This is a genomic window from Streptomyces lanatus, assembly GCF_014655715.1.
In the GTDB taxonomy this organism is placed as follows: Bacteria; Actinomycetota; Actinomycetes; order Streptomycetales; family Streptomycetaceae; genus Streptomyces; species Streptomyces lanatus.
Window position 1 is genome coordinate 545645 of record NZ_BNBM01000001.1, and the last position, 25703, is coordinate 571347.

Genomic DNA, 25703 nt, shown 5'->3' on the forward strand with positions numbered 1-25703 from the left:
AGGTGCTGGAGAGGGTCTGCTGAGCCATGCACATAACCGAGGGTTTCCTCCCGCCGGCGCACGCGGTCGCCTGGGGCGTCGCGTCCGCGCCGTTCGTCGTCCACGGAGTACGGTCACTCACCCGTGAGGTCAGGGAGCATCCCGAGAGCACGCTGCTGCTCGGCGCGTCCGGGGCCTTCACCTTCGTCCTGTCCGCGCTGAAGCTGCCCTCGGTGACCGGCAGCTGCTCGCATCCCACCGGCACGGGGCTCGGCGCGATCCTGTTCCGGCCGCCGATCATGGCGGTCCTGGGCACCATCACCCTGCTCTTCCAGGCGCTGCTGCTCGCGCACGGCGGCCTGACCACGCTCGGCGCCAACGCCTTCTCGATGGCGATCGTGGGACCGTGGGCCGGATACGCGATCTATCGGCTCCTGCGGCGCTACGACGTGCCGCTGATGATCGCCGTCTTCTTCGGCGCGTTCGTCGCCGACCTGTCCACCTACTGCGTCACCAGCGTCCAGCTGGCGCTCGCCTTCCCCGACCCGAGCAGCGGATTCATGGGCGCGCTCGGCAAGTTCGGCTCCATCTTCGCCATCACCCAGATCCCGCTCGCGGTGAGCGAGGGCCTGCTGACGGTGCTGGTGATGCGGCTGCTGGTGCAGTCGAGCAAGGGGGAACTGACCCGGCTGGGTGTGCTGCTCGGCAGGCAGGGGTCGCGCGACGAGACCGAGGCGGTGGCCCGATGAAGAAGAACACCAAGATCAACATTCTGCTGCTGCTCGTCGTGGTAGCGCTCGCCGTGCTGCCGCTCGCGCTCGGTCTCGGCGACCACAAGGAGGAGCCGTTCACGGGCGCCGACGGTGAGGCGGAGACGGCGATCACCGAGATCGAGCCGGACTACGAGCCGTGGTTCTCGCCGCTGTACGAGCCGCCGTCCGGTGAGATCGAGTCGGCCCTGTTCTCCCTCCAGGCGGCCCTCGGCGCCGGTGTCCTCGCCTACTACTTCGGGCTGCACCGGGGCAGGAAGCAGGGCGAGCGGCGGGCGCTGGAGCGGGTCGGCGAGGAACCGAAGGCCGACAAGGTCTGACGCGTGCTGCCGATCGACGCGGCGGCGCACAGCAGTCGCTGGCGCCGCCGTCACCCCGTGGACAAGGCCGTGCTCGGACTCGGCCTCACCGTGCTCGCGATCTCCCTGCCGCCCTGGCCGGGCGCGGCGCTGGTCCTGGTCACCGCGCTGACCGTGCTGCTGGGCCCGGCGGGTGTGCCCGGGCGGCGGCTGTGGCGGGCGTATCGCGTGCCGCTCGGCTTCTGTGTGACCGGCGCGGCCACGCTGCTGGTCCAGGTCGGCGGGCCCCAGGGCTTCGTGTCCCTCGCCGACGACGGACCGCTGCGCGCCGGTGAACTGCTGCTGCGCACCTCGGCGGCCTCGCTCGGGGTGCTGCTGTTCGCGTTCACGACGCCGATGTCGGACCTGCTGCCCCGTCTGGTGAAGGCGGGCGTACCCGCGCCCGTAGTGGACGTCGCTCTGGTGACGTACCGCATGAGCTTCCTGCTCCTCGACTCGATGCGCCGGGTGCGGGACGCCCAGGCGGCCCGGCTGGGGCACACCACCCGCGCCGCGACCTGGCGCTCACTGGCCGGACTCGGCGCGACCGCCTTCGTGCGCTCATTCGACCGGGCCACCCGGCTCCACGCCGGGCTCGCCGGGCGCGGCTACGACGGCACCCTGCGCGTCCTGGTACCCGAGGCGAAGGTCTCCGTCCGCTTCACGGCCGCGAGTTGCGCCCTGCTCGCAACGCTGGCCGCCCTCACTCTCGTAATGGAAAGGGCCCTGCCATGAGCGAGCCCACGGCCCTGGTCGCCCTGCGCGGCGCCTCCTACGCCTACGAGGACGGCCCCGTCGTGCTCAGTGGTCTCGACTTCGACGTCCGTGAGGGGCGGGCGCTGGCGCTGCTGGGGCGTAACGGCAGTGGTAAGACCACGCTGATGCGGCTGCTCAGCGGTGGACTCAAGCCGCGCGACGGCCGGTTGACGGTCGAGGGGGCGCCGGTGACCTACGACCGCAAGGGGCTGACCCGGCTGCGGACGACCGTGCAGCTGGTGGTGCAGGATCCCGACGATCAGCTGTTCGCCGCGTCCGTCGCCCAGGACGTGTCCTTCGGCCCGCTCAACCTCGGTCTGGCCGACGCCGAGGTGCGGGCGCGGGTCGGTGAGGCGCTCACCGCACTGGACATCGCCGCGCTGGCCGACCGGCCCACGCATCTGCTGTCGTACGGGCAGCGCAAGCGCACGGCCATCGCCGGGGCCGTCGCGATGCGGCCGCGCGTGCTGATCCTGGACGAACCGACCGCCGGGCTCGACCCGGATGGGCAGGAGCGGCTGCTCACCACCCTCGGCGGGCTGCGCGCGAGCGGCACCACGGTCGTCATGGCCACCCATGACGTCGACCTCGCGCTGCGCTGGGCGGACGACGCGGCGCTGCTGACCCCGTCCGGCGTCCGCACCGGCCCCGCGGCGACGATGCTGGCCCGCACCGATCTCCTCGCGGAGGCCGGGCTGCGGCTGCCGTGGGGCATCGCGGCGGCCCAGTTCCTGCGGGCGCACGGGCTGTTGGACGCCACGGCGCCCGGTCCGCGGGACGCGGAGGCGCTGGCCGCCCTCGCCACGGCACCGAGCCCCGCCGACGGCTGACCGGGCACACGGGTGATACATCCCGCGACCGGACAGCGAAGGCGGGGCGGGCCCCACGCCTGCCTGTTTCATGAGGTCACGTACGACCGAAGTGAGGCAGCATGGCCGAGGCCACCGAGGACACCCGCCCGCCGGAAGGGCTGAAGGCCGACGCGATCGGGTTCGTCGACGCGCTCGTCATCGGGCTCAACTCCACCTCGCCCGCGTACTCGCTGGCCGCGGCGATCGGCCCGGTCGTGGCGCTCGTCGGTGTCTACGCCCCCGGCATCATGCTCGCCTCGTTCGTCCCGATGCTGCTGATCGCGTCGGCGTTCTACTACCTCAACCGGGTCGACCAGGACTGCGGGACGACGTTCTCCTGGGTCACCCGGGCGATGGGCCCATGGGCCGGCTGGCTCGGCGGCTGGGCCATCACGATGACCGGCGTCCTGGTGGTCGGCTCGCTCGCGGACGTCGCGGTGACGTTCGCGCTGCTCGCGTTCGGCCTCGACAGCTGGGTCGACAACGAGCTGGTGCGCGAGACGCTGACGGTGCTGCTCATCCTGGTGATGACGGCCGTGTGCGTCATCGGCACCGAGGTGTCGGCCAAGGTGCAGAACATCCTGATCCTCGCGCAGGTCGCCTGCCTGCTCGCGTTCGCCGTGGTGGCGATCTACCGGGTCTACGCCGGGACCGGTTCGCTCGACTCCGTCGATCCGGCGTTCAGCTGGCTGGATCCCTTCGGGGCGGGCGGCGCCGAACTGACGGCGGGTCTGCTGCTGGGCGTGTTCATCTACTGGGGCTGGGAATCGGCGGTGAACCTCACCGAGGAGGTCGAGAACTCCGCCACCGCTCCCGGCCAGGCGGCCGTGTGGTCGACGGTGATCCTGCTGGTGACGTACGTGGCGGTCGCCTACGCGGTCGTGGCCTACGCGGGACCGGCGTATCTGGCGGAGAACGCCGGGGAGGAGGAGTTCATCTTCGCGCTGCTCGCCGACGAGGCCATGGGCGGCTGGGACTGGGTCGTCCTGCTGGCGGTCTCCACCTCCGGCCTCGCCTCGACCCAGACGACGATCATCCCCGCCTCGCGCACCGCGCTGTCCATGGCACGCCGGCACGCGCTGCCGGCGCACTTCGGGCACATCCACACCCGGTTCCGCACCCCCGACGTGTCCACGTGGTGGGTGGCCGCCATCGCCATCGCCTGGTACGTCGTGGTGCGCCAGATCAGCGAGAACGCCCTGTTCGACTCGCTGACCGCGCTGTCGCTGCTGATCGCGTTCTACTACGCGCTCACGGGCGCCGCCTGCGCGGTCTACTACCGCCGCCATCTCACCGAGAGCGTCCACAACTTCCTGCTCATCGGCCTCGGCCCACTGGTCGGCGCCGGACTGCTGGTCTGGCTGCTTGTCGAGTCGATCAGCGACATGTCGGACCCCGCGAACTCCTACAGCGGCGTCTCCTGGTTCGGGCTCGGCCCGCCGCTGGTCATCGGCATCGGCATCACCCTCGCGGGCGTGATCCTCATGGTCACGTGGCGCCTGCTGGCACCGGCCTTCTGGGCGGAGCGCCCGGAGGTGGCGGATCCCGCCCTCGTACCCGGCCACGAGGTGTCCTGACGATGTGTGTGCCGACCGAACCGTGAGGCCCCGCTCTCAGCTCGCGGTGGCCGCGGCCGCCGCCCGTCCCGCCGTGCGGCCGGAGAAGAGGCAGCCGCCGAGGAAGGTGCCCTCCAGCGAGCGGTAGCCGTGGACGCCGCCCCCGCCGAAGCCGGCGACCTCACCGGCGGCGTACAGCCCGGCGATCGGAACGCCGGAGGCGTCCAGGACGCGGCCGGAGAGGTCGGTCTGGAGGCCGCCGAGGCTCTTGCGGGTGAGGATGTTCAGACGTACGGCGATCAGGGGACCGGCGCCCGAGTCCAGGATCTTGTGGATGGCGGCCGTACGGCTGAGCGTGTCCCCCGGGTAGGCGAGCGCGTTGCGGATGCCCATGACCTGGGCGTCTCATCTTTGATGGATGCGATCCACCAGGATGTCGATCACCAACGGCGTCCGCGGCCCGTACCCGAGCAGCACCCCGTCCTCCATGTCGACCACCCGGCGGTCCATCCCGGCCGGGGTCTCGGCGATCCCGGGGATCTTCACCAGGCCGTCGACGCCGCCCACGGACTCCAGTCCCTTGGTCATCATCAGGATCACATCCGGCCGCGCCCGCACCAGCGCCTCGCTGGTGATCGGCGTGAACGGCTTGTCCAGACCGGCGCCCTTGCCCGCGTCCACCGCCCCCGCGGCCTCGATGAGCGAGTCGGCGCCGGAGCCCTTCCCACCGATCAGATAGACGGCCGCACTGCCGCGCATGTACAGGAAGGCGACCTTGGGCTTGCTGCCCTTGGGCACGGCGGCGCGGGCGGCGGCGAGTTCGTCGCTCATGCGCTTGTTGAGGGCCTTGCCGGCCTCGGGGACGCCGAGGGCCTCGGCCACGCGCGTGGTGCGGGTGGTGACGTCGGCCAGCTTGGTGGCCGGGTCGAGGACGACGACGGGGACACCGGCGTCGCGGATCTGGTCGATGGCCTCGGCGGGGCCGGTGTCGGTGTCGGCCAGCACGACCGTCGGACGCAGCGAGAGCACGCTCTCCGCGCTCACATCGTGCGCCTTGGTGACCTGCGGGAGCTTCTTCGCCTCGGCAAAGGTGGCGGTGATGTCCCGGCCGACGACCCGGTCGCCGAGGCCCAGCGTGAACACGATCTCGGCGACACCGCCGTTGAGCGGCAGGATCCGCGAGGCGTCCTCGACGGTCACCTGCCGCCCGTCCGAGGAGTCGACGGTGACCGGCAACTCCGGTGTGGGCGGCGCGCCTTCGAGCGGTACGAGGGTGTTCTTCGCGAGCTGCTTCTCGGCCGCGGCGGCCCGCGCGCTCGCGGAGGCGGGTGACGCGTCGGCCGCCGAGGAGCCACCGCTCCCGCCGCCGCAGGCACCGGTGAGCAGCGCGAGCGCCAACCCCAGGGCGACAAGGGATCTCCGGGATACACGCATGCGTTTTCCGTCCTCTCTCTCCTGACACACAAGCAGGCAATAGTTTAGGTTAGGCTTACCTTAATTCGCATGGCTGGGGGTATTCCATGGCGTGGGCAAGTGGCTTGCACCGAGGGGGAGTTGGACCGCTGCTCGCCTTCACGGGCGCCGCGGCCCTGCTGCTGTCGGCCACCGGGTCGGCCTCTGCGGCGGGTGGCTCGGCGACGGGCCCCGAGGGCCAGAAACTCACCGTCTCCAAGTCCTCGGGACTGGCCGCAGGCGGCGAGACGGTGACCGTGACCGGCTCCGGCTACAACACCGAGAAGGGCGTCTACGTCGCCTTCTGCGTGGACAACGGCGCCGGGAAGACCCCGACGCCCTGCGTGGGCGGAGTGGACATGTCCGGTGAGTCGGGGGCATCCGCCTGGATCTCCTCCAACCCGCCCTCGTACGGAGAGGGGTTGGCGAAACCGTACGGAGGCAGCGGCCACAAAGGCTCGTTCAGCGTGCAGTTGAAGGTGCGTGCCAAGGACGCCAACACGGACTGCACCAAGTCCGGTGTGACCTGCGCGGTCATCACCCGCAACGACCATACGCGGGGCGGGGATCAGAGCCAGACGGTGCGCGTTCCGGTGAGCTTCGGCAAGAGCGAGGGCGCGGTCGCAGACTCCGGCTCCAAGGCGACGCCGACCGCGACGGCCGCCGCGAGCACGACCGGCGGTGACGAAAAGGCGTCCGACGGCCCCCTCGCCAGCACCGGCTCCATCGCCCTCACGGCCGGGGTCACAGCTGCGGGCCTGATCGCGGCCGGTACCGGGACCTGGCTGTGGGCACGCAGGCGCCGGGCCGCCACGCACACAGGCTGACACTTCACCAACCTCTCGTTCCGGAGGGCGACTTGAAGACCACGAAGAGACCCGGCGCCGCGGCCGTGACAGGCGGCACCCTGCTCGCCGCGCTGCTGTGCCCCGGTGCGGCGCAGGCCGTCGACGAGCAGCCGTTCCCGCGCACGATCTCCGACGGCTACTTGAACTGGACGACGACCGACCCCGGCCTGTCGATCGACGTGACCGAACCCGCCGTACGGAAATCCACGGACCGCACCTGGTTCCCGGCCACGGACGGCAGCGCGGATCCCGAAACCGGCGCCATGGACGTCGGGTTGGGCGGCGCGACCCGGTTCACCGCGTCCACCTCCTCGATCCCGCCCCTGACGCTGGGCGGCCTACGACTGCGCCTGAACGAGGGCGACGCCACCCTCCACGCCCGCACGGTCACCGACCGCCGGGCACGCGAGCTCGCACTCGCCGAGGTGACGACGAACGGCACCGAGCCCGTCGTACGACCGACCGGGGTGACCTGGACCGGTCTGCGGGCGTCCCTCACGGACGACGGCGCGCGGCTGCTGTCGCAGTGGAGCGGGGAGTCGTTCGCGGAGGGCGATGACCTGGGGCTGCTCGATGTGACGGTCGCCACGGAGGGCGTGCCCGCCACGGAGCCGCCCGCCATCGAGACGCCCTCTCCGGCCCCTGTCGCCCCGAAACAACCGCAGAAACCCGCCGCGACCGTCACCGCCGCCGACCTCACCCCCGGCACCGAACAGACCGTCACCGGCTCGGGATTCACCCCCGGCGAGATCGTCCTCGTCGCCATCGACCAGGACACCCGGTACCAGGCACAGGCCGACGACACCGGCCGGATCTCCCAGAAATTCCCGGTGTACGACAGCGCCGCCGAGGGCGCCCACACGGTCGAGCTCTACACGGTGACCGGCGAACGGAAGGCCGTCGCCGAGTTCGACGTACGCGCCGACGCCCCCTGACCACTCCCGTATCCAACCTCCAACCACTCCTGGAAAGGCCCCACATGAGATCCATGACCGCCACCCGCGCCGCCCTGACCGTCGTGGCCGCCTCCGCCCTGACCCTCGGTCTGGCCACATCCGCCTCCGCGGCCACCTCGACCCGCACGGTCACCGACGGCGGCACGACGTACAACCTGTCGCTCACCGCCCCCGCCACCGCCGCCACCGCGGGCCAGGTCATCAGCGTCTCCGGCACCGGCTACAACCCGAGCCAGGGCATCTACGTCAGCCTCTGCGTGGTCGACGGGGCGCAGGGCGCGAACAAGCCGACCCCCTGCCTGGGCGGCGCCGACCAGAGCGGCTCCACCGGCGCCTCGCACTGGGTCAACAACACCTTCGGCGGCACGTTCGCCAACAGCTCCAAGTTCGGCTCGGGCGGCAGCTTCAGCGTGCAGATCTTCGTCAAGGCCACCCTCGACGACGGCAGCGTCTGCGGCCAGGACGTGGAGTGCGCGGTGGTGACGCGCGCGGACCACTTCGACAGCAACGACCGCAAGTACGACGTCCACGTGCCGATCACCTTCCAGTGACCGGAGGAACTCCCATGCAGCACAGACGACCGGCGGCGCTCCTGGGCGCCGCCGCGCTCGTGGCCGCCTCCGTCGCCGTCGGCTCGACCGCGCGGGCCGCCGACACCCCGAGGACCGCCCTCGGCAAGGACGGCCAGAAACTCACCGTCTCCGCCTCCGCGAACCTCGACCCCGAGGGAGAGACGCTCCACGTCACCGGCTCCGGCTACGACGCGACGAAGGCCATCTACGTCGCCCTGTGCAAGGACAACGGCGACAACCGCGTGCCCACCCCGTGCCTCGGCGGCGCCGACCAGAGCGGCACCGGCAGCGCCTCGCAGTGGATCGTCCCGGAGGGCGACCCGTACGCGGGCGACCTGGCCGTCACCTGGGGCGCCGGCGGCACCTTCGACGTCGAGATCGCAGTCAAGGCCAAGGACGCGAGCCTCGACTGCACCAAGGTCACCTGCTCGGTCGTCACCCGCGTCGACCACCGCAGCCCCGGCGACCGCTCCCAGGACGTCCGCATCCCCGTCACCTTCGAGGGCCAGGCCCCCGGCGGCGGTGACGGCGGCGACGGTGTGGACGTGCCGCCGGGCACCGTCGGCTACGCGCGGGCCGCCGAGTTCACCACCGCCGGCCGCCCGCTGGACCTGCTCCTGCACCCCGACTCGGGGAATCTGTACGTGGGTTCGGACAACATCCCCGACACGGCGGACGTCGCCGAACAGGGCCTGTACGCCATCGACCCGAAGGACGGCAAGGCTCTCGGCCATGTCCAGCAGGCCCCCGGCGCGGGCGGCACTCTCGCGCCCCGCGTGGTTCGCTGGATCGCCGCCCCGCTGGCCGGTGACGGCGTCGCCTTCCACTACCCCCTGCGCGGCCTGGGCACCGCGAAGGCCGGCGACACAGAGGCGAAGGGCGTGTGGCTGACCGGCGGCACGGTCACCGGCGTCGGCCCCGGCACGGATGCCGCCACGACACTGGTCGCCCAGGGCGCCGTACTCTCCGAGGTCGAGACCGCCACCGGCACGGTCCGCAGGACCGCCACCCTGCCCGGCGGCGGTATCCTCGGCGTGGACACCGAGCGAGGCGTCGCCTGGTCGGCGGATGCCGCGGGCGGCAAGCTGTACCGCGTCGACACGGACACGCTCGCCGTCACCGCCACCGCCGAACTCCCCTCAGCCGCCGTCTACTTCGTAGAGACCGACCCGAAGACCGGCAACGTCTGGGTGGGCAGCTCCTACGACGTCCTCGTCCTCGACAAGGACGGCAAGCAGTTGGCCAAGCTCACCGGGAAGGACCGCGCCACAGCCATGGCCTTCGACAAGGCCACCGGCGAGGCCTTCGTGCTGCGCGAGGACTGGGGCACCGCCGAGGACGGCGCGGACGGCGTCGGCGCACTGGAGGTCTACGACAGCGCCACCGCACGGCAGGCGGCCGAACCCGTCGCCCTGCCCGGCAACCGCGCCGGCGCCTACGCGGGCGTCGCCGTCGCCCCCGGTGCCACCTCCGTCTACGTCACCGACCAGGCCGAGAGCAAGGTCGTCAAACTCGACCGCCGTGTCTCCCCGAAGGTCATCCAGTCCCCCACCGACCAGTCCGTCGCACCCGGCGACAAGGTCACCCTCGTCGCCTCCGCCGAGGGCGCCCCGGAGCCCACGGTGCGCTGGCAGGTCAGCCCCGACGACGGCCAGACCTGGTCGACAGTGGACGGCGCGACGAAGAACGCGTATTCCTTCACCGCGAAGGCGACGCAGGACGGTTACCGCTATCGCGCCGAGTTCACGAACTCCCTTGGCTCGACCCGCACTTCACCGATCACCCTGACGGTCACAGAGGCGGCAGGCGGCGGGCAGACACCCGGAAGCGGCGGCAAGCCCTCCGGCTCCAACACGGAGACCGGCCCCAACGGCCAGAAACTCACCGTCACCCCGGTCAACAACCTCGCCACCGAGAACCAGACCCTGAAGATCACCGGCACCGGATACGACACGAAGAAGGGCATCTACGTCGCCCTCTGCGTCGACAACGGCGACGGCGAACTGCCCACGCCGTGCGTCGGCGGCGTCGACATGACCGGCGGCTCGCACTCCTCCGCGTGGATCTCCTCCGACCCGCCGGACTACGGCGAGGAGCTGGCGATCCCGTACGGCGCGGGCGGCTCCTTCGAGGTCGAGCTGACCGTGGACGCCAAGGACGAGTACACCGACTGCTTCAAGTCCACCTGCGTCATGGCCACCCGCAATGACCACACCCTCTCCGGCGACCGCTCCCAGGACGTCAAGGTCCCGGTCAGCTTCGTCGGACAGGACCCGGTGGACACCGATGACGGCGACGGCGGCGGTTCCGGCGACGCGGGAGGCGGCGACACGGGCTCCGGTGCCGGTACAGATACAGCGGGCGGCACCGGCACAGCAGCCTCCCCCGCCGGTGGGGGCAGCCTCGCCTCGACCGGCGTGACGGTGTTCTCCGTCGCCGCGATCGCGGCGCTGCTGCTCGCCGCGGGCTGGACGGCGTACCGAAAAGGCCGTAGCACCAACTAATAGATGAGCAAGGCGAGTTGGCCCTCAGGACGCCCTGAGGGCCACCGCCGTCTCTACACCGCCCGCCCCGCCACCACCCACTTCGACGGCAGCTCGATCCGCGTGCCGTCCGGCGCGTACTCCGTGGTGATCAGCGGCAGTTCGCCGCTCGCGAGGACCGTCAGCCCCGCCGCGTGCAGATACTCGGGCACCGCCTCGTCGGCGACCTCGCCGGGGGCGATGCCGTGCCGGAAGATCGGTGCGAGCTTGGGCGGCGGTCCCGACGGGCTCTGCGCGAGGCCGAGGAGTACCGGCTTGGCGGACTCGGAGAGTTCGACGAGGAAGGCCCGGCCGCGCTCGCCGACCAGCGTGGCGATGCCGTTCACCATCAGCTGCCGGTCCTCGGGCTCGGCCTGGTGCAGTACGCCCCGCATATAGATGTTGGTGTCCCCGAGCTCGGCGTGCAGCGTCTCCGCCTCGGCCTTCTCCACGGCGTCGAACATCCGGTACGCGGCCTGTCCGGCCGGGTCGGCGCGACGGGCGTGGTCGAGGGCCGCGGCCGAGAGGTCGGCGCCGATGACGCGGGTGAAGCGGTCGGCGAGGAATCGGGTCTGGGTGCCGTTGCCGCAGCCCAGGTCCACCAGCGGCAGGCCCGGATCTGCCAGGTGCGCCTCGAACAGGGCCAGATGGCGTCCGGCGGTCAGCGCCGGCTCCGCGTCCCAGAACACCGCCCCTTGTTCCTCGGGGGCCTCACTCCAGAAGCCCTCCCAGGCCTCCCGGTACCGACTCGTCACGCTCATGACCTGCTCCCCAGGTAGCGATGGCCGACCCGTCGTCAACTGACGGGCGAGTACGGTCTATCGCGGCCCGGATTCGGCCACAAGCGCGCGGCGCATACCTTCACTCCGCATTCGACACTCTTACGCCGTCGTACGCCCTTTGGGGGCGGGGATGTCACCGGCGCGGGAGTGTGAGTTCGAACCAGACGGTCTTTCCGGCGCTCGTCCGGCTCGTGCCCCACTCGCGGGCGAGCGTACTCACGACGCGCAGCCCGCGCCCGGCATCGTCGTCGAGCCCGGCGTTGAGCAGGGTCGGCAGCTCGTGGTCGTCGTCATCCACCTCGCACAACAGCGTGTCGCCCCGCACGAGGCGCAGCTCGACGGGGCGACTGTGGGAGTGCCGTACGGCATTGGTGACGAGTTCGCTGACCATCAGCTCGGCGGGGTCGGCGAGTCTGGCGAGGCCCCAGTCGTGGAGCTGTTCACGGACCACCGCGCGGGCCCGGCCGACCTCCATGGGGTCGAGGCCGAGCCGCCATTCCGCGACGTCCTGCGGCTCGATGCCGTTGAGGCGGGCCATCAGCAGGGCCACGTCGTCCTTGCGGCCGCCGCGAGTGTTGAGGGCGCGGATGACGCTGTCGCAGGCGTCGTCCATGGACGCCGCCGGGTGAGCGGCCGACTCGCTGAGGGTCGCGAGCCCGACACCGATGTCTTCGCCGCGCACCTCGACCAGACCGTCGGTGCACATCACGATCCGGTCGCCGGGCTCCACACGCACGCGTACCGCCTCGAAGGGCACCCCGCCGACGCCGATCGGCGCACCGGTGGGCAGGTCGAGCAACTCACTGCGTCCGTTCTCGGCGCGGACCAGGACGGGCGGGATGTGCCCGGCGTTGGCGAGGTGGAGTTCGCCGACGATGGGGTCGTAGACGGCGTACAGACAGGTCGCGAGGTAGGTGTCGCCGAGGCGCTGGGCGAGGTCGTCGAGGTTGCGCAGGAGCTGGGCGGGCGGCAGGTCGAGGGCGGCCATGGTCTGTACGGCCGTCCGCAACTGGCCCATCATCGCGGCCGAGTTGAGGCCGTGGCCCATGACGTCGCCGACGACGAGGGCGGTGCGGGCGCCGGGGAGTTTCACGGAGTCGAACCAGTCGCCGCCGACGCGGCCCAGCAACGTACCCGGCAGATAGCGGGTGGCGATGTCGCAGCCCGCCATGCGTGGCGGTATGTGCGGCAGCATGCTGTCCTGGAGGGTCTCGGCGACGCTCTCCTGGTAGGTGTACATACGCGCGTTGTCGAGCACGAGGCCCGCGCGGGCGGCGAGTTCGGCGCCGGTGACGCGGTCCATGTCGTTGAACTCGACCCGCTCCGGGTGCCGCAGCAGGATCATGAAGCCGAGCACGACATTGCGTGCCTTGAGCGGTACGACCAGCATGGAGCGGCCCGTGATCAGCGGCCGGATGTCGCGCTTCTCGAACTGCGAGGCGATGGCGTGGCCCATCTGCTCGCTGATGCGCGGCACGAGGACGGGCTCGCCGCTGGTCATGCACTGGAAGAACGGCGTGTGCGCCGGGAAGGGCATGGCCTCGCCGACCGGTACGACGTCGTCCCAGCGGCCGGGTTCGTCGGTGTGCTCGACGGCGACCCGGTGCCACATGGTGGTGGTGTCGGGCACACCGTCGGGGAATCCCTCACCGGCGACGACCTGTTCGCGCAGATAGGTGCCTGCGACATCGGTGAAGCGGGGTACGACGGCCTTGCTGACCTCGATGATGGTGCGCGACAGGTCGAGGGAGGTGCCGATCTGGCCGCTGACCTCGTTGAGGAACTCCAGGTGTTCGCGTACGGCGGCGTATTCGAGGTCCTCGCCCTCGTCGGCGTATTCCTCCGCTAACGGCAGGCCTTCGGCGGCGGCTCTGGCGGCACGCTCGCGACGGGCCCTGCGCTCGACGCGCCGGGGCACTCCCCAGTCGGGGGTGACGGGCACTCGTTCGTTCTGGCTGAACTCCAGCACGGGATAGCCCAGTTCGAGGATCTGGCCGACGATCCGGGCGCCTTCCTCGACGCTCATGCTGGGCAGGATCTCGGGGAGCCTGCGGGCGAGTTCCTCGGCGCCGGGGAAGTCGGTGTGCAGGGCGAACGCGGGGGCGACGCGCTCGAAGCCGGGGTCGTCATGGCTGTCCTGGCGGAGCCGGCCGACGTCGGCGCCGAGCACGAGCAGCCGCTCCGGGCCGGGTCCCGTCAGCGGGTAGGCCCACCAGAGCACGTCGACGCGATCACGCTCGGGGACGGTGAGACGGGCGCGCCCGGCCGCCGGGTAGTACAGGCGTCCGTCCAGGGACGTCTCAAGATCGTGGCCCAGTCCGTCGTACGCCCCGTAGGCCCCGTACGGCGACACGTCGTCGTCCTCGGGCAGCGCCCCGGAGACGGGCAGCAGATCGACGGCGGGGTGGCCGAGCGCCTCTTCCTTGGACGCGCCGAACAACCGGCGTGCGCCGGAGCTCCAGTGGGAGACGAGTCCCTCGCGGTCCACGACGACCACGGCGAGCGGGATGCGTCCGGACGCGGCGGGTTCCGTCTCCGCGCCGTCCCTGTCGGTGCCACGGTCCATGGCCCAGGCCCTCTCTCCCCAAGGCTCCGCAAGATCTGCGCGCCCCCACCACCGTACGGCGCCCGGCCGTGATGATGTGCGGCAATACGGGAATTGATGGGGCGGGATCAAGACGGCACGCGCGGGTGCCGAGTTGTCCGCCCGTGTGGTGTCCGTGCAGGACAGCGGGGGTGCGGTCGGAGCGGCTCAGTCCTCGTGACCGAGCTGAAGATCGCGTTCCGTTCGGCCTCCGCCGGCGACCTGGAGGACGGTGGCGACCGGCGGGTAACCGGTGGCGATGACGGTGTACTCGCCGGTGGACAGATCGACGAAACGGAAGGTGCCGTCGGGTCCGGTGGTGAGGGTGTCCATCACATTGCCCGCCGCGTCGAGGAGCGTCACGCGCGCGTCCTCGACGGGGCGTCCGCCGCCGGCCCGCACGGTGCCGCGCAGCAGGGCGCCGCCTGCGAGTTCGATGTCCTGGCGGGTCTCGCGGGCCGCCTTGACGGTGACGGGGACGGCGGCGGGGCGGAAGGCGGGCGTGCTCGCGGCGAGGGTGTACTCACCGGCGACGAGTTCGGTGATGACATAGCCGCCCTCGCACCCGCTGCGGGTGGTGGCGACGACCTCGCCCTGGATGTCGGTGAGCGTCACGGTCGCGTCGACCGGTGTGCCGTCCGGGGTGAGCACCCTCCCGGCGAGGCGTCCGGCGCCGCCGAGGACGATGTCCAGTTCGACGGGGCGCTCCCCGACGGTCACGGTGACGGCCTGCGGCTGGTGGCCGCCCGCCGCGGCGATCATGACGTACGCCCCCGGGCCGGGCGTCGCCAGCGCGTACCGTCCGTCGCCGCCGCTTCCGCCGCGTCCGACCTGCTGCCCGGCGACGTCGATGAGGGTGAGGGCCGCGTGGGACACGAAGGTCCCGTCGGGGTGCAGCACGGTGCCGCGGACCGGGACTTCGGCCGTACGCGGTGAACGGGCCGCGGGGATCGGGCTGTTCAGCGGCACCGGTTCCGTGTCCGGGGCCGGGGCGTTGTGAGCCACGAGGGGTTCCTCCTTGAGGAAGCAGGCGATGAGCAGGCCGAGCACGAGCACCGGCACGAGGAGCAGGAAGATCCTCGGCATGGCGTCGGCGTAGGCCTGGATGTAGGCGTCGCGCAGCGCCGGGGGCAGGGTGTGGACGAGCTGCGGGGTGATGGACTCGGGGTCGGGCAGGTCCGCGCCCGCGTGCGCCGGGAGCCGTTCGGCCAGCGCGTCGGTGAGGCGGGCGGCGAAGAGGGTGCCGAAGATCGCGGCGCCGACGCTGCCGCCGATCTGGCGGAAGTAGTTGTTGGCGCTGGTGGCGGTGCCGAGGTCGGCGGGGCGCACGGAGTTCTGCACGGCGAGGATCAGGACCGGCATCACCATGCCGATGCCGGTGCCGAGCACGGCCATCCAGATGCTGTAGTGCAGCCGGGGTGTGTCGATCTCCAAGCGGGAGAGCAGCCACATGCCGAGCGCCGAGAGGGCGCTGCCGAGCATGGGGTAGATCCGGTAGTGGCCGGTGTGGCTGATGAGTTGGCCGCAGACGATGGAGGCGCCGACGATGCCGCCCATCATCGGGAGCATCAGCAGGCCGGACTCGGTGGCGGTGGCCCCGTCGACCATCTGCAGGAAGGTCGGCAGATAGCTGGCGGCACCGAAGAGCGCGACGCCGATCACGAGGCCCACCAGGCCGGTGATGTTGAAGACGGAGTCCCTGAACAGCCGTAGCGGGATGAGGGGTTCGACGGCGAAGCGCTCGGCGACGAGGAAGAGGGCGGTGGATACGGCCGCTCCGGCGCCGAGGCCGAGGATCGTGCGGGAGTCCCAGGCGTGTTCTGTGCCGCCCCAACTGGTGAGCAGGACCAGGCAGGTGGATGCGGTGGCCAGGAGCAGGGAGCCGAGGATGTCGAGCCGGGCCCTGGTCTTGGGCTTCGGCAGTTTCAGGACTACGGCGACGACGGCGAGGGTGACCAGGCCGAAGGGGACGTTGATGTAGAAGCACCAGCGCCAGGAGAGGTGGTCCGTGAAGTAGCCGCCGAGCAGGGGCCCGGCGACGGAGGCGAGGCCGAACGCGGCGCCGATCAGGCCCATGAAGCGGCCGCGCTCGCGGGGCGGCACGATGTCCGCGATGATCGCCTGGACGCCGATCATGAGCCCGCCCGCGCCGATGCCCTGGACGGCGCGGTAGGCGATCAGCTGGTCCATCGTCTCGGCCCGACCGGCGAGCGCGGAGCCGACGACGAAGACGACGATCGCGAACTGGAAGACACCCTTGCGGCCGAGGAGGTCGCCGAGCTTGCCGTAGATCGGCAGGCCGATGGTGGCGGTGAGGAGGTAGGCGGTGATCGCCCAGGACATCCGGTCCAGGCCGTGCAGCTCGCCGACGATCTTCGGCAGCGCGGTGGCGACGATCATCTGCTCCAGCGCGGCCAGCAGCAGCGCGAGCATCAGCCCGAAGAAGACCAACCGGATCCGGCGCGGGCTCAGTTGGCTCTCCGCGTCCTGGGGCGGTGCCGGTGGAGGGGGTGCGGCGAGAGTCTCGTCCTGCACCAAAGCCGTGCCGCCCACGTACCGCTCCCCTCGCCGTACCTGCTCACATTTCCCGCATTAAGCGACAACTACGAGCAAGCACGGCGAGTTACGGCGCCGTCCCGGACACGGCGGAGTTCCACTCGAACCGGTGAGGGGGCCAAGGACCCCCGAACACCGGGGACTTACTTCTCGACCTCGGTGGCGAGCTTGGCGAGCAGTGCGTCGTAGATCCGGCCGAGGCCCTTGGGGGCGAAGGTCTTCTCGAAGAAGCCGCCGATGCCGCCGGCGCCCTGCCAGGTGGTGGTGACGACGACCCGGGACCGGCCCTCGCCCGCCGGGGTGACCCGCCAGGTGGTGACCATGGAGGAGTTGCGGTCCTTCTCGACGAGCTCACCGTCGGTGGGCTCGCTGACCTCCAGGAGGCAGTCGCGCACGCGCTTGCTGGTGGCCTGGAGCTTCCAGTGGACGAGGGTGCCCTCGCCGTCGCCGCCCTCGCGCACCTCGTACTCGCTGAAGTGCTCGGGCAGCAGCTTCTGCCGGGTGCCGGTGTAGTCGGCGAGGGCGTCGAACACCTTCTCCGCGTCCGCCGCGACGACCCGCTCCGTAGTGGCCTCGACCTGCGCCATTGACTTCCTCCAGGACCTGAATTCTCGGGGGCTGGAGCAAGCCAACCACTCCGCTCCCACCCCGCCCAAATCGGGGTCCCGTTCCGCTCTCCGAAGCGATCGCACAGTGATCGAAATCGAATCCGTACGGAGCATCCGCTCGGTGTGGTGGTCGACCGGACCTCGGTGTGGCCTGACCGATGACTTTCGCGCGATGTGCTGGTCTGTACGCCGAATACCGACTCACTGGAGGCTGACGCGATGCGGAAACTGACCTTCGCCATGAACATGAGCCTGGACGGCTATACCGCCGCGCCCGGCGACGACCTCGGCTGGAGCGTGCCGAGCGACGAGCTGTTCCAGTGGTGGTCCGACCGGGTGGCCGCGACGGGCCTGGCGCTGTACGGGCGCAAGCTGTGGGAGGGGATGAGCTCCCACTGGCCGACCGCCGACAAGCAGCCGGGTGCCACACCGGCGACGATCGAGTACGCCGGCCGCTGGCGGGACATGCCGAAGGTGGTGTTCTCCTCCAAGACCGTCCCGGTCGACTGGAACGCCCGTCTGTTCACCGGCGACGCGGTCACCGAGATCACCAGGCTCAAGGCCGAGGACGGCGGCCCCATGGACATCGCCGGTGCCACACTCGCCGCGGCGGCCATGCGGGCCGGGCTGATCGACGAGTACGCGATCGTCACCCATCCGGTCCTGGTGGGCGGCGGCACGCCGTTCTTCACGGCCCTGGACAACTGGGTGAACCTGAACCTGATCGAGACCCGGACGTTCCCCGACGGCCTATTGCTGACCAGGTACGAGACCAGGCGCTGAGTGCACCTCCCGCCACACCGCCGACACGGCCTGGACACCCTTCCTGACCAGTCAGCCTCGGACCCCTCACAAAGTCTGGCGCACTCCACGCACGATCAAGGGAACATGTGTTCTATTCTGTGGGCAGTGCTACCGAGGAGGCCTCATGCGCTGGGAGAACCTCACCCTGGAGTCCGACCACAGCCGTGCCGACTCCGCGCTGTTCGGCGCGGACGCGGTGGTCACCCGTACGTTCGACACGCCCGAGTTCGCCGGGATCACGTTCCATGAGATCCGGGCCCGCTCGATCCTGAACCGGGTGCCGGGGGCCTCGCGCATGCCGTTCGAATGGACGGTCAATCCCTATCGGGGCTGCACGCACGCGTGCGTGTACTGCTTCGCCCGCAAGACGCACAGCTATCTGGACCTCGACACCGGCCTCGGCTTCGACTCCCAGATCGTGGTCAAGGTGAACGCCCCGGACGTGCTGCGCCGCCAGCTGTCCTCGCGCCGCTGGCAGGGCGACCACATAGCGATGGGCACCAACGTCGACTGCTATCAGCGGGCGGAGGGCCGCTACCGGCTGATGCCGGGGATCCTCGCCGCCCTGCGGGACCACGCCAACCCCTACTCGATCCTCACCAAGGGCACGCTGATCCTGCGCGACCTGGAGCTGCTGAAGCAGGCCGCCGAGGTGACCGACGTCGGCATCTCGGTCTCCGTGGGCTTCACCGACCCGGAGCTGTGGCGCACCGTGGAACCGGGTACGCCGGCCCCGGAGCGGCGCCTGGACGTCGTACGGACGCTGAGTGAGCACGGCCTCGGGTGCGGGGTGCTGATGGCACCGGTGATTCCGTTCCTGAGCGACCATCCGGCCCAACTGCGGGCCACCGTGCGGGCGATCGCCGCCTCCGGGGCGACGTCCGTCACCCCGCTGGTGCTGCATCTGCGGCCCGGGGCCCGGGAGTGGTTCATGGCGTGGCTGGGGCGTGAGCACCCGCATCTGGTGCGCCGCTATGAGCGGCTGTACGCGGAAGGGGCCTACGCCCCGAAGTGGTATCAGCGCCGGATCACCCGTCAGGTGCATGAGCTGGCGCAGGAGTACGGGATCGGGCCCACGCGCGCGGGGATGCCCCGGCGGATCGCCGAACCCGAGCCGGTGCCGTCGGCCGAGCCCGCGATGACCGAACCTACGCAACTCTCGCTCATCTAAGAGCGTTACCAAGCGCGTTAGAGCGCACACCTCGACCCAATCGGGTCAAGTCTTGCCAGAACGAGTCCTTCCGGGCGCCCTTTCCGGGACGATGCGGCCAGGGCCGTGGCTCTCGCGGTCCGCATCCCTCCGTCCTGGGAGGACCCATGAGAAAACGCGCAGCCGTGCTGTGCGGCGCCGCCGCCCTCGTGGCCGGGACCATCACGGCCGTCCCCGCCCAGGCGAACGCCACGCACGCCGCGCCCCTCGCCTGGAAGAAATGCGGCACCGAGAACTACCCGACGCTCCAGTGCGCGTCCCTGAAGGTGCCGCTCGACCACGACGCCCCGCACGGCCGGCAGATCACCCTCGCGCTGTCCCGCGTCCCGCACACCGCGAAGAAGTACCAGGGCCCCCTGCTGGTGAACCCGGGCGGCCCGGGCGCGAGCGGGCTCACGCTCGCCGGATTCGTCGCCTCCGCGCTGCCCGAGTCCGTGGCGGCCCAGTACGACGTCATCGGCTTCGACCCCCGCGGCGTCGGCAGGAGCACGCCCGCCCTCGACTGCAGGCCGGGCCACTTCGCCCCGGTGCGCCCGGACTCAGTACCGCGCACACCGCGGCTGGAGCGGGCCAACCTCCAGCGCGTCCAGTCCTTCGCACGGGGATGCGCCCGCAAGCACGCGGACGTACTGCCGTACATCAACACGATCAGCGCCGTACGCGACATGGACCGCATCCGCGCGGCACTCGGCGCCCGGCAGATCAACTACTTCGGCTATTCCTACGGCACCTACCTGGGCGCGGTCTACGCCAAGCTCTTCCCGCAGCGGGTGCGGCGCGCGGCCCTGGACTCGGTCGTCGATCCGACCGGCGTCTGGTACGAGGACAACCTCGCCCAGGACGTCGCCTTCGACGACCGGCACCGCGCCTTCCTGGCCTGGGTCGCCAAGTACGACGCGACCTACCGGCTCGGCACCGATCCCGCGCGGGTCGAGGCCAAGTGGTACGCGATGCGGGCGGCCCTGGCCAAGAAGCCGGCCGGCGGGAAGGTGGGCGCCTCCGAGCTGGAGGACACCTTCGTTCCCGGCGGCTACTACAACGGTTACTGGCCCTACCTCGCCGAGGCGTTCGCGGCGTATGCGAACAAGAAGGACGCCGAGCCGCTGATCGAGGCGTACGACAACTTCGGCGCCGTGGACGCGTCCGGCGACAACGGCTACAGCGTCTACACGGCGGTGCAGTGCCGGGACGCCGCCTGGTCGCGGGACTGGGACCGGTGGCGGCGGGACAACTGGGCGGTGTACGTGAAGGCGCCGTTCATGACCTGGAACAACGCCTGGTACAACGCGCCGTGTGCGTTCTGGCCGACGAACTCGCTGCGCTCGGTGGACATCGCCAACGACAAGGTGCCGCCGATACTGCTGTTCCAGGCGACCGACGACGCCGCGACCCCGTATCCGGGCGCCGTCACCGTCCATCGGCAGCTGGCCCGCTCCAGCCTGGTGGTCGAGCGGGGCGGCGGCAACCACGCCATCACGCTGGGCGGGAACACCTGCCTGGACAAGCACCTCGCGGCGTATCTGGCCGACGGCACCGTGCCGCGCGGCGAGGGCACGGTCGACGCGGTGTGCGAGGCGCAGCCCGATCCGAAGCCGCTGAGCACCAAGGCGTCGACCGCGTCGCGCGGCGCCGAACTGCACGGGCTGCTCGGCTTCCGGCACTGAACGCCCGAGCGTGGCGCGGCCCGTCGGGGGCGTTGTCAGTGCCATGGTCCACGATGGACGCATGAGTGAGCTGACCAGGATTCCCGCCCCCGACGGGGTCGCCCCCGCCGCGCAGTACTCCCATGTCGTGCTCGGCACGGGCCGTTTCGTCGCCGTCTCCGGCCAGCTCGCCCTCGACGAGGACGGCGAGGTCGTCGGCGAAGGTGACGCGGCGGCCCAGGCCCGCCAGGTCTTCGAGAATCTGCGGCGCTGTCTGGCCGCGGCCGGGGCGACCTTCGACGACGTCGTCAAACTCACCTACTTCGTCACGGACACAGCCCATATGCCGGCCATCCGCGCGGCCCGCGCCGAGCACATACCCGACGACCGGCTGCCCGCGGCATCGGCCGTGTGGGTCGCCGGGCTGGTGCGGCCGGAGTGTCTGATGGAGGTGGAGGCGTACGCGGTACTGCCCGGTTAATGACGCGCACGCCCTGGGGCGGCTTGCCTAAGGTCCCTTCATGAACGACGACCGCATACGGATCCGCCCCATGACCCTGGCCGACTGCGACCGTGTCGCCGAGATCCGGATCGGCGGCTGGCGCAGCGCCTACCGGGGTCTGATACCGCAGTCCTATCTGGACGCCTTGGACGTGGCCGAGGAGGCCGAGCGCCGCCGCACCCATTTCTCGCGGGCCGACGGCAGCGTGGTGAACCTCGTCGCCGAGCGGGACGGCGAGATCGTGGGCTGGGCCTGCCACGGCCCGTACCGGGACGGCGAAGTGCGCACCGGGGACGCCGAGTTGTACGCCATCTATGTCGACCCCGGGCGGTACGGCGGCGGCATCGGCGACGCCCTGCTCCAGGAGTCGGTGCTCCGCTGCACGGCCGCCGGGCATGCCCGGATGCTGCTGTGGGTCCTCAAGGACAACGCCGGCGCGCGGCGCTTCTACGAGCGGGCGGGCTTCGCGGCGGACGGTGCCGAGGAGCCGTTCGAGGTGGACGGGGTCGGCGTGCCGGAGGTGCGGTACGCGCGGGAGCTGCCCGGCGCCTGACGGGTCACCGTTGCCGGGGGATCCGTGCCAGGGCCCGTACGGCCGCCTCCGCGAGGGCGGGGTGGGCCAGGGACTCGTTGAGGACCTGTCTGGCGCGGGCGTCGCCCAGGGTGCCGAGGCCCTCCACACAGGCGAGGGCCACCCGGCGGTAGGGGTCGTGCGGGCGCAGGCGGCGCTCCAGGGTGGTGATCAGGGCGGGGACGGCCTCGGGGGCGCGCAGTTCGACCAGGAGCCGGACGGGGTGCAGGGCGTAGGCGACGCGGAGTTCGTTGGTGGCGAGGGCGGCGGCCGCGCGGGCGGTGCGCGGATCGCCGAGGCGGGCCAGGGCATGGGCGGCGGAGACGCAGCGCTCGGGGTCACGGTGGTTCAGCAGCAGGACGAGGGACTCGAAGGCCCGCCGGTCCCCGGCCAGGCCCAGCCGGAACGCGGCCAGCTCCCTGGCCCACAGCGGCTGTCCCGGCGCGGTGAGCACCTCGGCCAGCTCATCGACGTCGCCGGTCGCCACGAGACGGTCGTACCAGGCCGACGCCCCGGCCTCCTGCCGTAAACGCTCCGTGAGTGATCGCAACTCTTCGTCCATGAGGGCGAGCGTATGCAACGAGGCGCGCTTCGCGGGACCTACATCACAAAGACGAGGTCTGGCGCGCTCGTTACCCACCGGTTAAGCTCATAAGAGCGAGTCACCCACTCGTGGATTTCCTTGCAGCGGCCTGGTGACGCAGCCGCTACGAGTGTTGTCGGTTCGGTACCTCGTGTACCTCAGTACGACTCGGCTCCGGGACAGGGCCGGTCGGATCCGCCGTTCCCCGAGGCGTGTGCGCGCTCTCGGTGACGGCACCGGGCGTGTGCGCCAGTCAGCCCGGCAACACCCGCACTCATTCTCCTTCTCCGCACCCGACGCGCTTCCTGTGCGCGGCCGGGCGCGCTCCCAGTCGTCACCCTCATTCCTGGAGTCCCGCGATGGCCACTCCCCTGTCCGACACCCCTCTGTCCCCGCTCAAGACCGTCGCCGTCGTCGGCCTCGGCACCATGGGCACCGGCATCGCCGAGGTTCTCGCCAAGGCCGGCCGCGAGGTCGTCGGCATCGACATCAGCGAGGCCGCGACCGCCCAGGCCGTCGCCGCCCTGGAGTCCTCGACCGCCCGTGCCGTGGAGCGCGGCCGGCTCACCGAGGACGAGCGCGCGGACATCCTCGCCCGCGTCCGCACCTCCACCGATCTGCGGGCCGCGGCCGACGCCGACCTGGTCATCGAGGTGGCTCCAGAGTCGTACGAGATCAAGCAGCAGATCTTCCGTGAGCTGGACGGGATCGTGCGCCCCGAGACGATCCTGGCGACCGGCACCAACGCCCTGTCCGTCACCCGGCTCGCCGCCGACTCTGCCCGTCCCGAGCGGGTGCTCGGGCTGCACTTCTTCAACCCGGCGCCCGCGATGCGGCTGGTCGAGGTCGTCTCCTCGGTGCTGACCGCGCCGCAGGCCGTGTCCGCCGTCACCAACCTCGCCCTCGACCTCGGCAAGGAGCCCGTCGCGGTCGGCGACCGGCCCGGCTTCGTCGCCGACGGGCTGCTGTTCGGCTACCTCAACCAGGCGGCCGCGATGTACGAGGCGAAGTACGCCTCTCGCGAGGACATCGACGCCGCGATGCGTCTTGGCTGCGGCCTGCCCATGGGCCCGCTGGCGCTGCTCGACCTGATCGGCATCGACACCGCGCGCCGGGTCCTCGACGCCATGTACGCCGAGTCCCGGGACCGGCTGCACGCCCCCGCGCCGATCCTCAAGCAGCTCAGCGAGGCGGGCCTGACGGGCCGTAAGTCGGGCCGCGGCTTCTACACCTACGAGGCCCCCGGCAGCGCCACCGTCGTGCGGGACGCGCTGACGCCACTGGACGGCGCCGCCCTGACCCCCGGCCGCACGGTCCGCTCCGTGGGTGTCGCGGGCTCCGGCACCATGGCCTCCGGCATCGTGGAGGTCTTCGCCAAGGCCGGGTACGAGGTGGTGCTGGCGGCCCGCAGCGCGGAGAAGGCACAGGCCGCGAAGGCCCGTATCGGCAAGTCCCTTTCTCGCTCTGTCGACAAGGGGCGGATGACCGCCGAGGCCGCCGCGCAGACCCTGGACCGGATCACCGCGGCGGGTTCCTACGACGCGTTCGCCGACGTCGATCTGGCCGTCGAGGCGGTCGCCGAGGACCTGGAGGTCAAGCAGCAGCTGTTCGCGACGCTGGACAAGGTGTGCAAGCCGGGCGCGGTGCTGGCGACCACCACCTCCTCGCTGCCCGTCGTCGCCTGTGCCCGGGCCACCTCGCGTCCGCAGGACGTGATCGGCATGCACTTCTTCAACCCGGCGCCGGCGATGAAGCTGGTCGAGGTCGTCCGCACGGTCCTGACCGCCGACGACGTCCACGCCACGGTCCGCGAGGTCTGCGGGACGATCCGGAAGCACGCCGTCGACTGCGGTGACCGGGCCGGATTCATCGTGAACGCGCTGCTGTTCCCGTACCTGAACAACGCGATCAAGATGGTGCAGGAGCACTACGCCACGCTCGACGACATCGACGCCGCGATGAAGCTGGGCGGCGGCTACCCGATGGGCCCGTTCGAGCTGCTGGACGTCGTCGGGCTCGATGTCTCCCTCGCGATCGAGAAGGTCCTGCACCGCGAGTTCCGCGACCCGGGGCTGGCTCCGGCGCCGCTCCTGGAGCACCTGGTGGCCGCGGGCTGCCTCGGCCGCAAGACGGGCCGCGGCTTCCGCGAATATGCCCGGCGGTAAGGGACGTCCCGGCGACTGGTTCAGAGACGGTCAGGAATGGGGCGGGCTGCTGGACCCCGGCAGCTCCGCCCCGGCCGTCCGGCACGGCCCGGTCCCGCCTGCGGAACCCGGCACTCCCCCGCCCTCCAAGGGCGGGGGAAACCCCGTGCATGCGCATCAAGCTGCGCACATGCAGTACGTTCGGGTCATGTCCCAGCCCGCCAAGTCCTCACGTACCTCAGCCACGCCCGACGCGCCGGAAAGTGCCGCAGGCAGTCGCGCGGCCGCCCAGCGGCTCAAGATGCGCCGCGAGCTGGCGGCCGCGGCGATGGAGCTGTTCGCGACCAAGGGGTACGAGGCGACCACCGTCGACGAGATCGCGGCCGCGGCCGGGGTCGCCCGCCGCACCTTCTTCCGCCACTTCCGCTCCAAGGAAGAGGCGATCTTCCCCGACCACGACGACACGCTGGTCCGCGCGGAGGCGGTGCTCAACGCCGCCCCCGCCCATGAGCACCCGCTCGACACGGTGTGCCGTGGCATCAAGGAAGTCATGCGGATGTACGCGGCCCGGCCGGAGATCTCGGTCGCCCGCTACAAGCTCACGCGCGAGGTGCCCACCCTGCGCGAGGCCGAGATCGCGTCGGTGGCCCGCTACGAGCGCCTCTTCACCCGCTACCTCCTCGGCCACTTCGACGAGCACGCCCATGACGACGACGCCAACGACGACCCGCTGCTCGCGGAGGTGGCCGCGTCCGCCGTGGTCACGGCGCACAACCACGTCCTGCGGCGCTGGCTGCGGGCCGGCGGCCAGGGCGACGTGGAGGCACAGCTCGACCACGCCTTCGCGATCGTCCGCAGGACCTTCGGCTCGGGCATCGGGGCGGGCCGGGAGACCACGCCCCGCACGGCACCGGCGTCCGTGGCCTCGCAGGGCGAGGTGCTGGTGACGGTGGCCAGGACGGACGCCCCGCTGGACGAGGTGATGCGCACGATCGAGCAGGCGCTGAAGGAGCGGGCCTAGACAGGCCGTTCCGGGACCCCGAGGCGGGCCGGTCGGGCCCCGGGGCGACGCGGGGCCCGTGATGGATTCCTCGGCGGCTCGGTGGCTCGATCGCT

The 25703-nt window shown here is 71.2% G+C and carries 22 protein-coding genes and 1 pseudogene; 16 read left to right on the top strand and 7 right to left on the bottom strand.

Translation table 11 applies throughout. The features are described from left to right. Window positions 1-26: 26 nt before the first annotated feature. From IE325_RS02405 to IE325_RS02425, 5 genes are all read left to right on the top strand, one after another. Entirely contained in the window at window positions 27-728 is a 702-nt protein-coding gene (locus IE325_RS02405) for an energy-coupling factor ABC transporter permease (protein WP_190067941.1), read from the top strand. Next, window positions 725-1069, top strand: a complete 345-nt coding sequence (locus IE325_RS02410; protein WP_190067942.1) for an energy-coupling factor ABC transporter substrate-binding protein — start codon at window positions 725-727, stop codon at window positions 1067-1069. Before IE325_RS02405 ends, IE325_RS02410 begins: the two co-directional genes overlap by 4 nt. A gap of 3 nt (window positions 1070-1072) precedes the next feature. Next, window positions 1073-1822, top strand: a complete 750-nt coding sequence (cbiQ, locus tag IE325_RS02415) for a cobalt ECF transporter T component CbiQ (RefSeq protein WP_190067943.1) — start codon at window positions 1073-1075, stop codon at window positions 1820-1822. After that, a complete protein-coding gene (locus tag IE325_RS02420) occupies window positions 1819-2673 on the top strand; it encodes an energy-coupling factor ABC transporter ATP-binding protein (RefSeq protein WP_190067944.1) in 855 nt (284 codons plus the stop codon). The genes cbiQ and IE325_RS02420 overlap by 4 nt, the downstream gene beginning before the upstream one ends. A gap of 101 nt (window positions 2674-2774) precedes the next feature. Then, entirely contained in the window at window positions 2775-4271 is a 1497-nt protein-coding gene (locus IE325_RS02425) for an APC family permease (protein WP_190067945.1), read from the top strand. A gap of 36 nt (window positions 4272-4307) precedes the next feature. Here the strand turns inward: IE325_RS02425 and IE325_RS02430 are convergent. Both IE325_RS02430 and IE325_RS02435 read right to left on the bottom strand, forming a co-directional pair. Continuing rightward, window positions 4308-4655: pseudogene (locus IE325_RS02430) on the bottom strand (FAD-binding protein); the annotation flags it as partial. Continuing rightward, a complete protein-coding gene (locus tag IE325_RS02435) occupies window positions 4656-5684 on the bottom strand; it encodes a heme/hemin ABC transporter substrate-binding protein (RefSeq protein WP_190067946.1) in 1029 nt (342 codons plus the stop codon). Window positions 5685-5770: 86 nt separating this feature from the next. Between IE325_RS02435 and IE325_RS02440 the strand changes: the two genes are divergently transcribed. From IE325_RS02440 to IE325_RS02455, 4 genes are read left to right on the top strand one after another with little or no spacing between them, the layout of a single operon-like run. Then, the gene (locus IE325_RS02440; protein WP_190067947.1) at window positions 5771-6529 is read left to right on the top strand and encodes a hypothetical protein; all 759 of its coding nucleotides are present in this window, start codon (window positions 5771-5773) and stop codon (window positions 6527-6529) included. 32 nt (window positions 6530-6561) lie between these two features. Beyond that, entirely contained in the window at window positions 6562-7485 is a 924-nt protein-coding gene (locus tag IE325_RS02445; RefSeq protein ID WP_190067948.1) for an HtaA domain-containing protein, read from the top strand. 53 nt (window positions 7486-7538) lie between these two features. Further along, window positions 7539-8057 (top strand): hypothetical protein, encoded by a 519-nt coding sequence (locus tag IE325_RS02450; RefSeq protein WP_373315073.1) that lies wholly within the window; start codon window positions 7539-7541, stop codon window positions 8055-8057. 14 nt (window positions 8058-8071) lie between these two features. Then, complete coding sequence (locus IE325_RS02455) at window positions 8072-10582, top strand: immunoglobulin domain-containing protein (RefSeq protein WP_190067950.1); 2511 nt, start codon at window positions 8072-8074, stop codon at window positions 10580-10582. Between the two features lie 53 nt (window positions 10583-10635). On the opposite strand, the gene IE325_RS02460 is transcribed toward IE325_RS02455, so the two are convergent. The 4 genes from IE325_RS02460 to IE325_RS02475 all read right to left on the bottom strand — a co-directional run bounded on the left by IE325_RS02460 (window position 10636) and on the right by IE325_RS02475 (window position 17109). Next, complete coding sequence (locus IE325_RS02460; protein ID WP_190067951.1) at window positions 10636-11361, bottom strand: class I SAM-dependent methyltransferase; 726 nt, start codon at window positions 11359-11361, stop codon at window positions 10636-10638. A 154-nt stretch (window positions 11362-11515) separates the two neighbouring features. Next, window positions 11516-13948 (bottom strand): ATP-binding SpoIIE family protein phosphatase, encoded by a 2433-nt coding sequence (locus IE325_RS02465; protein ID WP_190067952.1) that lies wholly within the window; start codon window positions 13946-13948, stop codon window positions 11516-11518. A 186-nt stretch (window positions 13949-14134) separates the two neighbouring features. Next, window positions 14135-16519, bottom strand: coding sequence for an MFS transporter (locus tag IE325_RS02470; protein ID WP_190067953.1), 2385 nt, complete (start codon window positions 16517-16519; stop codon window positions 14135-14137). A gap of 146 nt (window positions 16520-16665) precedes the next feature. Next, complete coding sequence (locus tag IE325_RS02475) at window positions 16666-17109, bottom strand: SRPBCC family protein (protein WP_190067954.1); 444 nt, start codon at window positions 17107-17109, stop codon at window positions 16666-16668. Window positions 17110-17349: 240 nt separating this feature from the next. Here IE325_RS02475 and IE325_RS02480 point away from each other — a divergent pair, with 240 nt between their 5' ends. From IE325_RS02480 to IE325_RS02500, 5 genes are all read left to right on the top strand, one after another. Then, window positions 17350-17913, top strand: coding sequence for a dihydrofolate reductase family protein (locus tag IE325_RS02480; RefSeq protein ID WP_190067955.1), 564 nt, complete (start codon window positions 17350-17352; stop codon window positions 17911-17913). Window positions 17914-18058: 145 nt separating this feature from the next. Then, on the top strand, window positions 18059-19105 hold the full coding sequence (locus IE325_RS02485; protein ID WP_190067956.1) for an Rv2578c family radical SAM protein: 1047 nt from the start codon (window positions 18059-18061) through the stop codon (window positions 19103-19105). Window positions 19106-19251: 146 nt separating this feature from the next. Then, window positions 19252-20808 (top strand): alpha/beta hydrolase, encoded by a 1557-nt coding sequence (locus IE325_RS02490; protein WP_190067957.1) that lies wholly within the window; start codon window positions 19252-19254, stop codon window positions 20806-20808. 61 nt (window positions 20809-20869) lie between these two features. After that, window positions 20870-21268 carry a RidA family protein gene (locus IE325_RS02495; protein ID WP_190067958.1) on the top strand — a complete coding sequence of 133 codons (399 nt, stop codon included), beginning with the start codon at window positions 20870-20872 and terminating at the stop codon, window positions 21266-21268. Between the two features lie 40 nt (window positions 21269-21308). Then, entirely contained in the window at window positions 21309-21842 is a 534-nt protein-coding gene (locus IE325_RS02500) for a GNAT family N-acetyltransferase (RefSeq protein ID WP_190067959.1), read from the top strand. 4 nt (window positions 21843-21846) lie between these two features. On the opposite strand, the gene IE325_RS02505 is transcribed toward IE325_RS02500, so the two are convergent. Continuing rightward, the gene (locus tag IE325_RS02505) at window positions 21847-22422 is read right to left on the bottom strand and encodes an adenylosuccinate lyase (protein WP_190067960.1); all 576 of its coding nucleotides are present in this window, start codon (window positions 22420-22422) and stop codon (window positions 21847-21849) included. Between the two features lie 380 nt (window positions 22423-22802). Here IE325_RS02505 and IE325_RS02510 point away from each other — a divergent pair, with 380 nt between their 5' ends. Both IE325_RS02510 and IE325_RS02515 read left to right on the top strand, forming a co-directional pair. Then, the gene (locus IE325_RS02510) at window positions 22803-24608 is read left to right on the top strand and encodes a 3-hydroxyacyl-CoA dehydrogenase family protein (RefSeq protein ID WP_190067961.1); all 1806 of its coding nucleotides are present in this window, start codon (window positions 22803-22805) and stop codon (window positions 24606-24608) included. Between the two features lie 187 nt (window positions 24609-24795). Further along, window positions 24796-25608: a TetR family transcriptional regulator gene (locus tag IE325_RS02515; protein ID WP_190067962.1), complete on the top strand. Its 813-nt coding sequence runs from the start codon at window positions 24796-24798 to the stop codon at window positions 25606-25608. Window positions 25609-25703: the final 95 nt, after the last annotated feature.

What these genes read in the sequence shown, in the direction of transcription:
- IE325_RS02405 (WP_190067941.1), top strand. Translation starts at nt 27, where the DNA reads ATGCACATAACCGAGGGTTTCCTCCCGCCGGCGCACGCGGTCGCCTGG.
- IE325_RS02505 (WP_190067960.1), bottom strand. Translation starts at nt 22,422, where the DNA reads ATGGACGAAGAGTTGCGATCACTCACGGAGCGTTTACGGCAGGAGGCC.
- IE325_RS02510 (WP_190067961.1), top strand. Translation starts at nt 22,803, where the DNA reads ATGGCCACTCCCCTGTCCGACACCCCTCTGTCCCCGCTCAAGACCGTC.
- IE325_RS02465 (WP_190067952.1), bottom strand. Translation starts at nt 13,948, where the DNA reads ATGGACCGTGGCACCGACAGGGACGGCGCGGAGACGGAACCCGCCGCG.
- IE325_RS02455 (WP_190067950.1), top strand. Translation starts at nt 8,072, where the DNA reads ATGCAGCACAGACGACCGGCGGCGCTCCTGGGCGCCGCCGCGCTCGTG.
- IE325_RS02475 (WP_190067954.1), bottom strand. Translation starts at nt 17,109, where the DNA reads ATGGCGCAGGTCGAGGCCACTACGGAGCGGGTCGTCGCGGCGGACGCG.
- IE325_RS02515 (WP_190067962.1), top strand. Translation starts at nt 24,796, where the DNA reads ATGTCCCAGCCCGCCAAGTCCTCACGTACCTCAGCCACGCCCGACGCG.
- IE325_RS02485 (WP_190067956.1), top strand. Translation starts at nt 18,059, where the DNA reads ATGCGCTGGGAGAACCTCACCCTGGAGTCCGACCACAGCCGTGCCGAC.
- IE325_RS02410 (WP_190067942.1), top strand. Translation starts at nt 725, where the DNA reads ATGAAGAAGAACACCAAGATCAACATTCTGCTGCTGCTCGTCGTGGTA.
- IE325_RS02420 (WP_190067944.1), top strand. Translation starts at nt 1,819, where the DNA reads ATGAGCGAGCCCACGGCCCTGGTCGCCCTGCGCGGCGCCTCCTACGCC.
- IE325_RS02495 (WP_190067958.1), top strand. Translation starts at nt 20,870, where the DNA reads ATGAGTGAGCTGACCAGGATTCCCGCCCCCGACGGGGTCGCCCCCGCC.
- IE325_RS02425 (WP_190067945.1), top strand. Translation starts at nt 2,775, where the DNA reads ATGGCCGAGGCCACCGAGGACACCCGCCCGCCGGAAGGGCTGAAGGCC.
- IE325_RS02500 (WP_190067959.1), top strand. Translation starts at nt 21,309, where the DNA reads ATGAACGACGACCGCATACGGATCCGCCCCATGACCCTGGCCGACTGC.
- IE325_RS02450 (WP_373315073.1), top strand. Translation starts at nt 7,539, where the DNA reads ATGACCGCCACCCGCGCCGCCCTGACCGTCGTGGCCGCCTCCGCCCTG.
- IE325_RS02440 (WP_190067947.1), top strand. Translation starts at nt 5,771, where the DNA reads ATGGCGTGGGCAAGTGGCTTGCACCGAGGGGGAGTTGGACCGCTGCTC.
- IE325_RS02490 (WP_190067957.1), top strand. Translation starts at nt 19,252, where the DNA reads ATGAGAAAACGCGCAGCCGTGCTGTGCGGCGCCGCCGCCCTCGTGGCC.
- IE325_RS02480 (WP_190067955.1), top strand. Translation starts at nt 17,350, where the DNA reads ATGCGGAAACTGACCTTCGCCATGAACATGAGCCTGGACGGCTATACC.
- IE325_RS02435 (WP_190067946.1), bottom strand. Translation starts at nt 5,684, where the DNA reads ATGCGTGTATCCCGGAGATCCCTTGTCGCCCTGGGGTTGGCGCTCGCG.
- IE325_RS02460 (WP_190067951.1), bottom strand. Translation starts at nt 11,361, where the DNA reads ATGAGCGTGACGAGTCGGTACCGGGAGGCCTGGGAGGGCTTCTGGAGT.